This window comes from Hymenobacter pini, from assembly GCF_020421205.1.
Taxonomy (GTDB): Bacteria; Bacteroidota; Bacteroidia; order Cytophagales; family Hymenobacteraceae; genus Hymenobacter; species Hymenobacter pini.
Map to the genome: position 1 here is coordinate 310,164 of NZ_JAIZZH010000002.1, position 11,993 is coordinate 322,156.

14 protein-coding genes are annotated in these 11,993 nt (G+C 61.2%); all 14 read right to left on the minus strand.

What is annotated here, in order from left to right; translation table 11 throughout:
* Positions 1–7 precede the first annotated feature (7 nt).
* A complete protein-coding gene (locus LF252_RS07805) occupies positions 8–538 on the minus strand; it encodes a phage holin family protein (protein ID WP_226269021.1) in 531 nt (176 codons plus the stop codon).
* Complete coding sequence (locus tag LF252_RS07810; RefSeq protein WP_226269022.1) at positions 538–1,554, minus strand: DUF6712 family protein; 1,017 nt, start codon at positions 1,552–1,554, stop codon at positions 538–540. Before LF252_RS07810 ends, LF252_RS07805 begins: the two co-directional genes overlap by 1 nt.
* Entirely contained in the window at positions 1,532–2,947 is a 1,416-nt protein-coding gene (locus tag LF252_RS07815; protein WP_226269023.1) for a hypothetical protein, read from the minus strand. The genes LF252_RS07810 and LF252_RS07815 overlap by 23 nt, the downstream gene beginning before the upstream one ends.
* On the minus strand, positions 2,947–3,294 hold the full coding sequence (locus LF252_RS07820; protein WP_226269024.1) for a hypothetical protein: 348 nt from the start codon (positions 3,292–3,294) through the stop codon (positions 2,947–2,949). Before LF252_RS07820 ends, LF252_RS07815 begins: the two co-directional genes overlap by 1 nt.
* Before the next feature lie 334 nt (positions 3,295–3,628).
* Positions 3,629–5,302, minus strand: coding sequence for a hypothetical protein (locus tag LF252_RS07825; RefSeq protein WP_226269025.1), 1,674 nt, complete (start codon positions 5,300–5,302; stop codon positions 3,629–3,631).
* Entirely contained in the window at positions 5,289–5,978 is a 690-nt protein-coding gene (locus LF252_RS07830) for a hypothetical protein (RefSeq protein WP_226269026.1), read from the minus strand. The genes LF252_RS07825 and LF252_RS07830 overlap by 14 nt, the downstream gene beginning before the upstream one ends.
* Positions 5,956–7,242: a DNA modification methylase gene (locus LF252_RS22990; RefSeq protein ID WP_226269027.1), complete on the minus strand. Its 1,287-nt coding sequence runs from the start codon at positions 7,240–7,242 to the stop codon at positions 5,956–5,958. The genes LF252_RS07830 and LF252_RS22990 overlap by 23 nt, the downstream gene beginning before the upstream one ends.
* Positions 7,235–7,891, minus strand: coding sequence for a hypothetical protein (locus LF252_RS07840; RefSeq protein ID WP_226269028.1), 657 nt, complete (start codon positions 7,889–7,891; stop codon positions 7,235–7,237). The genes LF252_RS22990 and LF252_RS07840 overlap by 8 nt, the downstream gene beginning before the upstream one ends.
* Positions 7,888–8,040 (minus strand): hypothetical protein, encoded by a 153-nt coding sequence (locus LF252_RS07845; protein ID WP_226269029.1) that lies wholly within the window; start codon positions 8,038–8,040, stop codon positions 7,888–7,890. The genes LF252_RS07840 and LF252_RS07845 overlap by 4 nt, the downstream gene beginning before the upstream one ends.
* A 316-nt stretch (positions 8,041–8,356) precedes the next feature.
* Entirely contained in the window at positions 8,357–8,584 is a 228-nt protein-coding gene (locus tag LF252_RS07850) for a hypothetical protein (protein WP_226269030.1), read from the minus strand.
* The gene (locus LF252_RS07855; RefSeq protein ID WP_226269031.1) at positions 8,584–9,132 is read right to left on the minus strand and encodes a hypothetical protein; all 549 of its coding nucleotides are present in this window, start codon (positions 9,130–9,132) and stop codon (positions 8,584–8,586) included. Before LF252_RS07855 ends, LF252_RS07850 begins: the two co-directional genes overlap by 1 nt.
* Before the next feature lie 51 nt (positions 9,133–9,183).
* Entirely contained in the window at positions 9,184–9,525 is a 342-nt protein-coding gene (locus LF252_RS07860; protein WP_226269032.1) for a hypothetical protein, read from the minus strand.
* 93 nt (positions 9,526–9,618) lie between these two features.
* Positions 9,619–10,578 carry a hypothetical protein gene (locus tag LF252_RS07865; RefSeq protein WP_226269033.1) on the minus strand — a complete coding sequence of 320 codons (960 nt, stop codon included), beginning with the start codon at positions 10,576–10,578 and terminating at the stop codon, positions 9,619–9,621.
* Between the two features lie 51 nt (positions 10,579–10,629).
* A complete protein-coding gene (locus LF252_RS07870) occupies positions 10,630–11,973 on the minus strand; it encodes a S49 family peptidase (RefSeq protein WP_226269034.1) in 1,344 nt (447 codons plus the stop codon).
* Positions 11,974–11,993 lie beyond the last annotated feature (20 nt).

The window sequence follows — 11,993 nt, forward strand, 5'->3', positions numbered from 1 at the left end:
GTAAAATTTAACCAATGGAAACGTCTCGAACAGGTGGCTCCGGCAGGGCCGTACTCAGCTCAGCATCCGGCACCGCCAGCAGCTCCTCGGGCGGTATTTTGCTGCGGAACTGGCCGGTTTCTTCCCAGTCCTGCATGCCCTTGCGCAGAAACTTGGGCAGCGGCAGGCCGGCTCCTCCCAGGTTGCGCAGGTTCTCATCGATGCTCTTCGTTTCGATGATCAGGATGAAGAAGTAGATGGCCCCCTTGAAGCCGATGGCCAGGTAGGGCGCCAGGGGCAGCGGCTGGCCATCGACCTGCACCGAGCTGAGCACGTGGGCTACTACCAGGCCCACGGCGTAGTCGCGCAGCTTGGTGAACATCTGACGCATACCCCGGGAGTGGAAGCGCCCCTGCCGGAAGCTGCGCACCATGCCCAGGCTGGTATCGAGCAGAAACAGCACCATCAGAAACACCAGGGCATTCCAGTCGCTGAACACGTATTTTTCAATGAAGCGGGCCCCCATTTCCAGCGCCGGCGGCAGTAGTAAAGTCAGCATCAGATAGCGCGGTAAACCTTGGAGTCGGCGGTATTCAGAGGTACCACCGGTGCCGTGGCCGGCCGATATGGGCCCAGGGAGAAATAAGTGGCGTACCGGCTGGCGGAGGCCCGCTGGTTAAGAAACTGGCGCATCCGCTCCAGCAGGATATCGGCCGAACGCTGGGCCTCGAAGGCCCGGGCCTGGAGCAGTGCGTCCAGGCCGGCATCGGCTTCCTTGGAGTTATCGGTATCGATGCGGGCCACCATCAACTCAATACCGTCGCCGGTCAGGCGCAGGCCCAGCTCGGGCACGGCCCGGGCCAGCGTGAGGCTGGCCAGCGCCGGCCGGATGAACTGCTCCAGCAACTCCTCGTTTTCGGGTGTCAGGCTGCGGGTACGCACCTGGGTGCGCAGCTCATCCAGGAACTCGTAGCCCAGCTGCGGGGCCAGGATAAACAGCTCCTGCTTTTTTATGAGGGGTTTGAGGGCCTCGAACACCGGCCAGGAGTCCTGGATGTTCTCGAAGCGCGAAAACTCCGGCGCGCTGGTCAGCAGTTGCAGCCGCTGGTACTGGCTGGCACCGGTGGCCCAGGCTTGCAACTCGGGCGAGCTGGTGTAATTATCCTCCAGCCACTGGAGCAGCACGTTCAGGTCCAGGTAGCCTTTGCGCGTAAGGGTCTTACGCAGGGCCTCTATTTGCCATTGAAAGGCCGTTTTCTCGGTACCAGTACTCACAATGTGAATGCCGGTGTCGTCGATACTTACCTGGATTTCGTCCAGAGAGCCGGCCACGCTCAGCCGGACCAGCGGGGCCTGCACCAGCCCAAGCAGCTCGCCGGCCAGCGTGTCGTCGCCGGCCGTAGTGCCGGCCGAGTACTGCTCCTCCAGCCACCTGAGCAGCGGGGCCCCAAGCAGGGGCAGCAGCACGGTGCCGCGCAGGTGCTCGGCCTCCCGCTGCACCGCTTCCGGCACGTCGCTGGTATCGATGGTGACGTAGCGGCGCAGCTCGTCTCTAGTTGTCAGTAGGCTCTGCATCGGAAGGGTTGTCAGCTTGGCCGCCAGTGGCCGTGGAAGTGTTGGATTTCGAAACGTCGGCCGTCTGGGCCAATGGGTTGAGGAAGCGGAACTCCAGCTCTGCGGGCCAGCCGTTGTAGTCGCGTACCAGGTACAGCGGCTCCAGAATCAGGTCCTGGTGGAAGCGGTGGGTACTGATGAAGTTGTTGAAGGCAATGCGCTTGTCGGAGCCGGAGCCGGCCCCCATGCCCTTGCCCGGGCTGATGCCCACCAGGGTCGGGTCCACGCTCAGCGCAGTGTAGATGTGCGAGCTGGCCTCCTGCGAGTCCTCGATGTGCAGGCCCGACTTCACTTTGTCGTCGATGGCCGTCACCTTGAAGGCGCTGATGGTTTCCTGGCTGCGCGGATCCACCACGGCCACCGAGAGAATCGACTTGCCTGCGCCGGCGGCGCCGGTCATGGTTTTTTCGAAGTCACTGAGCTCGTCGCCGATAATCTGCCGGCGCTGCTCGGTGGTTTTCGTGTCCCAGTCAGGATATTTCCAGTTCCAGTACCGCTCGTCCGTTTCGATGAGGTACTTGATGCTGAGCTGGTTTTTGAACATGGCCGCCTTGAACTCCGGAATGGCCTGGGCCACGTCCAGCCAGCCCGAGCGGCGGATGCTGTTCCAGCTGGCCAGCTGGTAGAGCGCCTTACCCGGGCTCGGCAGCGCCAAAGGATACACGTATTTAAAGCCCCGAGTATCGGCTTTCAGCGCATCCACCGGCTCATAGTAAGGGTCCAGTACTGGCACACTGGTGGTGTACTCGTCGCCGGGTTTGGCATCGGGCCAGTTGGCGGAGATGTGCACGTAGTCCGGTACCGGCTGATTGGCTTTTGGCACGGAGTAGCGGCAGAAGGCCGTGTCCTGGGTGGTCAGGGTGGTAATCTTCTGCTTATTGAGCGACTGAATCAGCTCCGGGTAGCTCTGCGCGTAGGTGAACAGGTTTTGTAGGCCCTCGTAGGCGTAGCGGGGAATATTGCTGCGGCGGAAAAACGCCTCTACGTCGGGCAGCCGCTCCCGCTTGAAGATTTCATTCCCGTTCTTGTCGAAGTCGGTGACGCGGCCGTACACCACGCCCCCGCCGTACACGGCCCGGGTTTTCCACTCCAGCACGCTGGGCAGAATCGTATTCGACTCCAGCGACTTGAGCACCTGCTGTGGAAAGTCATTGGCCTCACCCCACAGGGCTACGTCGCCGCTCTGGCCCTTTTCTACCGGGGAGCTGGGCGTCGCGCCGTCCTGGGTGGTGCCGCCGCCTGAGCTGCCGGCGGCCGCTGAAAACCCCAGGCCGCGCACGACGGAACCAGCCAGGGCGCCGGTACCGCGCCAGTACGCGGTGCTGCCGGCAGAGCTGAAGAGTAACTGCTGCATTACAGAATGACTTTGCGGCCGGCCACGGCCACGAGTAGATAAATGTGGATTTTGATGATGTCGCCGGTGGCGGTATCCCGCAGGTTGCGCGTGGCGTTGGCGTAGTGGTCCGGGTCGCGGGCGATGCGGGCCACCGTGGCCACGTCGGTTTCGGCGTCGCCGGTCAGCACGGGCGCTGGCGGTTCGGCCTCCGGCTTGCCCGAGCCAATGCGCGCGGCCGCCAGTTCGCGGAACTCGCCGCCAGTGCCGCGGCGCCGGTCACACGTTACCCAGCGCACCGGCAGTGGCGTGCCGCTTTCAAGCAGGGCCAGCGCGTCTTTTAGGCGAATGGTTGCGGGGGTTTCCATGCTGCAAAACTGCCGCCCCCCTGCCTCGGCAAAAAGGACACAAAACCGCCCGTATCAGCCTGAAAACCCACAAAAAGCCAATCTCACAGGGTTTTGCCCTCACGCACTGGAAACGCCGTTTTTGGGCCACTTTGGCGCGTTGCAGTCTCACCAGTCTAGCAGAACGCCCCGGCTTGCACTGTCGTCTACCGGCAGCTGCCGGGGGGTGCCTCGGTGATATCTGTGGGGCGAGTTCATGTGATGGTCATGTGACAGAGGACACAAAAAAGCCCCAAAACAGCACGTTTTGGGGCTTTCGCTATGTGACGGACACGATGTCCGGGCTGTGTCCGACCTATACTACCAGCAGGCCACTGAAGTCCGGGCTGCTGTTGACCACGTCGGTACCGATGTAGTGGAAGTGCAAGTCCACCGTATCGGTGAAGTGGGTGGCGTGCTCCTGCGGGAAGCTGTTGTTCCGCTCACTCGTTTTGATCTTGCTGATGTTACCCTTGGTATCCTGGCCCACCGGGGCCAGCAGCATGGCCTGCACCACGTCGCGGGTGTTGACCTTGTTGAAGCGCACGCGCCACACCTTGGGATACTGCTTCTCCGCCAGCACTTCCTGCCCTACAACATACCGTGTGGGGTGACCAGGTACGCGGCCCAGGTTGGCCCGGGTAACGCGCCAGCCCCGGCTCTGGAGCACCTTGATAAAGGTCTCGTTCAGCGTCCAGGGGCTGTTGGGGTTACGGTTGTTACCCCATTCAGCATCCTCCAGGAAGATCAGCTCCTTGCGCAGGTGGTACTGGTAGTAGTCGCAGAAGGCATGCGCCAGGTCACTCACCAGCTTGGGATGCTTGACGTACAAGCCCTTCAGGATGCGGTACTCCCGCACGTCCTCGTGCTTCTGTCCTACCGTAAGCACCGAAATCTTACCGCCCCAGTCCACCGCTCCCACCAGGGGCAAGTGACTGCGGCAGTCCGAATCCATGCGGCTATCGGGCTTATCCTGGAGTGCCGTGAGCTTTTTGATGTTGTACTCCAGCCCCAGCACGAAATCATCATTGGCGCACTCCTGCACGTGGTGGCCCTGGTTCAATTGCGGATAAAACCCGCCCTCTACCGTCGTGGGCCGCCGATTCATGATTTCAATCATGAAGGTGAAGTCGGTCATGAACCGGCGCTGGTCGAGCAGGTATTGCAGGCCCAGGTTCTGGATGTTATCGAACGCATTGGCCTCCGAGTAGAACGTGCCCCGATTAGCCGAGCTGGGGAAATAGCGTATCTCCAGCATCAGCTTTACGACCTGCTCCCGCCAGATATGCAGCCGCTCCTCGTCCGTTTCGGCGTCGATGAAGCGCACCTGGGCCGCAATCAGCTCGTTTTGCCGCGCTACCAGGTCAACGCCGTCATTTTCGTAGTATTTGCTCTTCTCCAGCAACCAGCGACCCTGGTCGCCCCAGGGCATCGAGCTGAAGAGGAAAACACCGTGGTGCTTCGGGTTTTTACCGAAAACGTGGCCGTTGCCGCGGTTGGTGGCCGACAAGTCGGCATCGAGCTTGTCCTTGTTGAGCAGCAGGGCCTCGTCGCCGATAAAGCCGTCCACGTTCAGGCCCCGGGAGGCCGAACCACCGGCATCCAGGCTCACCAGGTGAAACCCGGTGCCATTCTTGAAGATGATGAAGTGGTCGTACTTCAGCGGGCCCTGGATGGGGCGTTCAAAGAGCTTAGAGGGTGGTGGGTGCCGGCCCACGTAGAAGTCGCGGTCCAGTTTGTAGCCCAGGGCCTCCAAACCGGCAATGGTTGAGGGCAAGGTGCGCGTGAGCACCTGCTTGTAGGTCGAGCCCACAATCACCCAGCAGCTGCGGGGCATGGTGCGCACGATTTCGTGCATGTCCCAGGCAATAACCGTGGACTTGCCCGTACCGCGGCCCCAGATGCTGATGCCCTCCTTTTTGCCCTTGGCCGTGACGTAGCGCAGCTGCGGCTGGTTGAACGTGAGCTTAATCCGATCAATGATTACCATCCCCACTCACCTCCTTTCGCTCCAGCAGCATCTTTTCCATCTGGTCGCCGCCGAACACGTTCTGCTGCACGGCGTCCACGATGAGCTCATAGTCGGCCTCCTCAATGCTATCCGGGTCCATCAAATTGATGGTGCGTGTTTTCGAGGAGCCGGCTACCGTGAGGTTAATCACGTAGCTGGTGTTACCACCACCAGAGCCACCTGCTTCCTCCTGGCCCGAATCGGCGCGCATCAGCCCACCTACTTTGGCCTCAAAGTTCATGGCCGCAATGGCCGCCCGCATGTCGGGCGGGCGCTGGGTGAGGGCCAGTTGCAGAATCTTGCGCGAAAACTCCAACAGGATGGCCTTACGGCCCTCCTTACGCACTTTCTTCAGGTCGCCCATCAGGTTCTGGGCATCAGCCAGGCGCCGGTAGCACGTGGCCCGGCTGATGCCGAACTGCTTCTGGAGCAGCGGCCACGCCTGGTCGAAGGTGTGGTAGTTGCTCAGCAAGGCGTAGGCGGCCTCGATCTGCTGGTTGACCAGCTGGTCGGCCGGCGAGAGCCGCTGTAGCGCGCCCACCTCACCATTGGCCTCGGCGATGCTGGCGGCATAAATACGCTCCACGGCCGTGCTCTTGTGCAGAATCACGTCCTGAGCCCCGGGCAGGTCTTTAGGCAGCAGTTGCGTCGACATACTCGCTCAGTTGGGCCTCGGTGAGTTCCTCGCCGTTGCGGATGATGGTAAAGCGCCGCTGATTATCCCGCATGAACTGCACGAAGCGGCGCACGTGCACGTCGACGTAGCGCGGATCCAGCTCTACCGAGTGGCAGCTGCGCTGGGTCTTTTCGCAGGCAATGAGCAGGCTGCCGGAGCCGCCGAAGCCATCAAACACGATATCATCCTCCTTACTGGAGCATTGCAACAGGTACTCCAGTATTTCCAGCGGCTTCATAGTCGGATGGTCCGCATTGCGGCTCGGTCGGTCAAATTGAAGCACAGTCGACTGCGTGCGGTCTGAGTACCAGGGATGGGCAGCACCCTCCTTCCAGCCGTAGAGGATGGGCTCGTGCTTCCAGTGAAAGTCCTGACGGCCCATTACAAACGACTGCTTTACCCACACCAGGCACTGGCTCAGCTTCAGCCCGGCCTCCTGCAGAGCCAGGCGGAAGTTGGCACCCTCACTATCGGCGTGAAACACGTAGATGGGCGCGCCCGGGGCCGAGTGGGCGTACACGTTGCTGTAGAAATCATACAGAAAGGCCCGAAAATCCCCGTCACTCATATTATCATTCTCGATGGTGAGGGCATCCTTGGTTTTGCCTTCGTAGGCGACGTTATAGGGAGGATCGGTATTGGTAAGGTTGATGAGCTTGCCCTGGAGCAGCGTGGCCAGCACGTCGGCCTCGGTGCTGGATCCACATACCAAGCGGTGCACCAGGCCGCGGCCGATGCTCTGAAACTCGTACACGTCTCCCAGCACGCTGATGGGCGTGGCTGGCGGTGCCGGGTCGAACTCCTGCTCCTCCGCCGGCGGCAGCACTACAGCCGTGAGCTGAGCCAGCTGCTCCAGCACCGGCGCGTCCAGGATGCTGCCCAGGTCCAGGTGGGCGAAGTTTTCCAGCAGGCTTTCGTAGTCCCACTGGCCAGCGCCCACATTGCTCGTCACGTTGTACTCGTCCAGCTCCTCTTTCGTCAGCTGACGATTCGGCACGCGCACGTCGATGAGTTCCTCGCCGCGGCCCAGGTCCACGAGCACGGCCAGGCGCTGGTGGCCGGCCAGCACCACGTTATCGAGGTTGATGGCGGGAATCTCGGCCAGGTTGAATTTGCGGATGCTGCGCGTGAGCCGCTCTCGGCCCTCGTCGGTGAGGGTGCGCGGGTTATAGCTCAGGGGCACCAGCTCGCGCACTCGGCGCTGCTGGGTAGTCCAGGACAAGGGAAGCAGTTCTTCAGTCACGTTGGGGGGTATTGAGTTTGTTTCGGATCAAATCGATTTCAGCCTCCAGGTCCGGCAGCTCACCGGCGCGCTCAGGCCGGCGGCGCACTTTGCTGCGGAGCGCCACTAGGTTGTCTAGGCGTCGGCGCAACTCGCCGGCATCCGTTACCTCCTCAGTGGCCACCTTACCCGGTAGCCGGCCATGCTCCAGCACGTGCTGCTCACTGGCCAGCAGCAGCTGCACCTGCTCAGTGAGGGCACAGATGCGGTGGGCCATCTCGCAGCGGGCCGTTACCCGCAGGCCTGGCGCCGTGAGCTGCGCATGCAGCTGGCTCCGCTCGTCGCGGGCGGCCTTGATCTGGGCCCGCACGTCGGTGAGCAGTGGCGAGTTGGGTTCAGCCGCGGCTGGCGGGGTACTATACACCTCCTGGCGAAAGGCTTGGTCACTGAGCTGCCGGCGCTGTTCCTGTAGGTAGTCCATTGAAAGGCGGGGCATATCCTCCACCGGGCCGGCTAGGCCCTGCAGCTGCTCTACCAGCACTTGGCGGCTGTACCCGGTCTCACCCAGGGCGAAAAGCTGCTGGTACACGGCACTGCCGCCCAGCTGCGCATGTAGGGCCACGCCGGCAGCCCAAGCCCGTGGGCCAGCCAGCCACTCCACCGCACTCATTCGGCCGAATAACTATTGCCCCACGTGTAATGCGTCCAGCGCGTGCGCAGGCGGGTGTAGGTTATCACGTCAGTGTCGTGCGCCACGGCATACCCAGTACTGCCAGTGCTTACCCGGGCAAGGCCCTCCTTGCTGCGCACGATTAGCACGTAGGAAGCAGAATGATAGACCGTATGACACGAGGTATGACCTTTTTTATCAGTGCTGCAACTCGTGGTAGTATAAGGCGGGGTATAGTGGTGCCCCTCTACAATACCAGTCACATGCTCCTTATGGCCACCGAAGCAGTCGGTCAGTAGCAGGCTGCAAGCCAAAATGCCAGCAACCCAGGGACTCCAGTCCCAGATATCTCTCCATTTCATACCCAAAACTGCCGCCGGCTGCCACGGTGAAAAAGGACGCAAAAAAGCCCTGGCCAATTGGCCAGGGCCTTTCCCCTCACTTGCCCGTTCTCTCACCTTCGGGTTACTCGCTTACCGCTGGTGCGGCCTTTCTGCGCTTTTCCTTCTTGCGCACCAGGTAGGTAAACTTGGGGTCCTGAACCAGCTCCTCGGCCTGCTCAAGCGTGAGCTGCGTGAGGTCAATTTTGCGGCCGATACGCTGGAGATGGATAACACAGGGCGTTATGGTGGCTGTGAACTTCTCGGCGACTTCCGGCCGCAGCAGCTGCTGGTTCAGGGATTGCTTGGCCATTACACTACCGGCTTCTCGACTACGTCACCGGTGTAAATGCGCAGGCCGGTGGCATACGCTTCACCTTTCACGATGCTGCCCCGGCGGCCGCTGGAGAGCTTGCCCGAGTCGTAGCTGGGCGCCAGCTCTACAGGCAGGCCCTCAGCGCCCACCTGAATGAGGTTACCATCGGCATCGGGCACCAGCAGGATACCGCCGATATTTTTCACCAGGTTCAGGAATTCCAGGCTCTGGGGCTTGTTGCCGGGGTGGAAACCCTCAAAGGCAATCTTCAGGCCGCGGCCGTCCCGCTCACCCACGATATCGGCTTTGAGCTGGTTGGAGTCGAGCGTGATGTAAATTTTGAGAAAGCCCAGGCCAGCTTTGAAAGCGTGGTTCTCGGTGATGAGCACCGAGTCGCCGGCTTTGGCCTGAGCGGCCGAATACTTCGGCGCTTTGGCAATGGTGGTGAACCACGCCTCCGGAGCGAAGAACACGTAGCCGAGCAGGCCGGGCGTGTTGTCCTCACCGTTGGGGCCCTCTAGCAGGCCCAATTTCGACAGATCCATTGTGTGGTTGTTATCGATTGCGAATGATTGAATGGCTACTGCTAAGCAGGCTTACTCGGCCGAAGCCGCTTCCTTGGTGATGAGCACCAGCAGGCCGCTCTTCGAGTCCACCAGGTGCTTGATGGCCTCCGGATTCTGCTCCAGCTCTTCGGCTTTCACTTCCTGGCCTTTCACCTTGAACTTCTTGCCCAGCACACGGTACTGCTTCTCCTCGTGGGTCACCACGATGGCGTCACTGGCACCCGCTACTGCTTCGGCTTTTTTCAGGGCGGCGGCCTGGCCGGCAATGACGATGTTGGCAGCGTTCAGCTCGCCCTGCAAGCGAATGTTCTCAGCCGTCAGCGACTCAATGGTGGGCTGGCGGTTTTCGGGTTTGTTGGTTTCCTTGGCCATGATGTGGCGGGGATAAAATCGGGGTGTAAACTCTGTTTAGTGGGTGTGAAATAGAGCCGGCCCCATGGCGGGACCGGCTTTACTTCTGCCGGCTTATACCAGCTCCTGGTCGTTGGTGAAGACGATTTCGGGGATGATGAAGCCGATGGCCATGCTGAAGTCGGTGAAGAACTTGAGCAAGCGGTCCACACTCTCTACCTGCACCTTGGTCTGGTTCTGGATGCGCTTGCGCAGCATCACGGCGTTGCCCTTGGGCGTGCACCAGATTTTCTGCGTGTTGCGGTGCGAAGGCAGCGGCTGCAGGGTGATGTTGGTGTTGTTGACCGTCAGGCCAAGGGCACCACCACCAGTGTTCTTGCCATACTTGCGCTCTTGGCCGCGCAGGAACTGGCGGGCCATCGTCTCCGAGCAGCCCAGCATCATGGGGATGTTCCAGTAGTCCTTGTGGATGCCATCCACGAAGGCCTCCACCTGGTCCACCAGGGCCAGCGGGTCGGTCAGCTCCAACGCCCCGGTCACGATGGGCTCGATGCGGCCGGCCGTGATTTGGGTGTTGATGATGTGCTTCAAGCCGTCGAGCGACGTGCCGGCGGCGCCAGGCTGGCCCGGCGTAGGTGCCACGTACTTGCCCTGGAAGATTTCGTTGAACTCGATGTCCTGCTTGATTTGCGGAATCAGGTACACTTCCACGTACCAGCGCACGAAGGGCCAGGTTTTGCGGTCAATGTCCTCGCCGTCGAGGAAACCCAGCCAGCTCGACTCCAGGTCGTCGGGGTACTCCTGGGCGTCAACCTTCATCTTGAACAGCTTAATTTCCAGCGGCGTGAAGGTCACGCCCGACAGGGGCGTAAAGCCGTTTTGGAAGGGCTGCACCACGCGGGTGAACAGGGCCTTGGCGGCACGCCACACGGTCTCATCCGTGTTGATGGGCGTGAACATGCTCTCGGTCGTGGTGGCCGAGCGCAGCAGGGTGTACAGACGCGACAGGTTCTGGCCCTGGTTGAGGTAGTAGGCGCCGAATTGGGCAACTACGTCAGCAATTTGTAAAGCCATCTGAGTGGGCTTAAATAGGTGAAAAACTCGTTTTTAGGCGCGAAGGGCAGCTTAGTCCTCCCCCAGCATTTTGGCGTGCAGCGCGTCCACCGTCTTCTGGTGGTCGGTGGCGCTGGGCTCCTCCACGTCGTTCTTTTCCTTCGACTTGCGGGGGTTGGTCACCTGGGCACCAGGCTGCTCAGCCATCCGCTCCATTTCGGCCACAGCTTCATCTGCGCGCTTGGTTTCGGCTGCCAACGCATCAACAGCCACTTTCTCAGCTGCTTTGGCATCGGTGGCTTCCTTCTGCGCAGTGGCCACCGCAGCTTCCGCTGTGTCGGTGCGGTTGGCTTTGGCCTCCAGCTCGGTGAAGGCTGCCTCGGTAATGAGCAGAGCGCCGGTGATGCCGGCCGTTTCCAGCTCCTGGTTGGCCGCAGTGGCTTCCTCAGCCGACACGGTTTGTTTGCCAACGAGAGCGTGCATGGCAGCGCCCAGCGTCAGCTTTTTTGCAAAAAGCGACATGGTATTGTCAGTTGAATTGGTGGCTTTTTTGCCGGCAGAAGCGCCGGAAACAGGCTTACCAGCGGCCAGGGCGAGGGCCCGCTGCACGGCATCGTCGAACGTGCCCATCACGTCGGCCAACCCGTTCTGCACGTTGGCCTCGCCGATGTACACCATGCCCGAGAGCAGCTCTTCCTCCTGCTCAGGATCGAGCTTGCCGGCGCGGTTCTGGCGCACAGTGTCCAGGAACACTTCATTCAGCGGGTCGAGCAGCTGCTGGCGAATGGGCTTATAATTGCCCTGCACGGCCTGCTCGAAGGCCGCATTCTTGTTGGTGGACTTGGTAGCTGCAATGTCATGATCTTCCACGCCGGCCCGGGCCATGGCTTTGGAGTAGTCGCGGAAGCTGACTTTGGTACCGATGGAGCCAATCATAGCCGTGCGGCCGCCCACGACGATACCCCCATTGGCGCTGGAGCCGGCCCAGTAGCCGGCCGAGCACATCTGCTGGGCATAGCTCACGAAGGGTTTCGTGGTGCTGGCAATGATGCCGGCGAAGTTTTCCAGCCCGCTGGTCGAGCCGCCGGGCGTGTTGAAGCGGCCCACGTGGGCGACAATGTTGTCGCTGGCGTCAGCTTCCCGGATCAGTTGGCCGATGGAGGCCGTGCCCAGCGAAAAGCACGAATCGTGCTCCATCATCACCCCCTCGATGGTGTGCACCGCTACCGAGCCGGCCGGAATGTCGGCCAAGTTATCGTAGCCCATGATGCCCAGTTCGGCCGCGTGGGGCGTAAATACCTGATAGGCGCGCACCGGGTCGTTTACCTCCCCTTCTACCCAGTCCGAGGCGCGGAACTTGCCCTCGCGCATCTGCTCGGCAATCGGCAGATAGGTGTGAATGGCAGATCCTTCCATAAGGAAGAAGCCATTCAGGA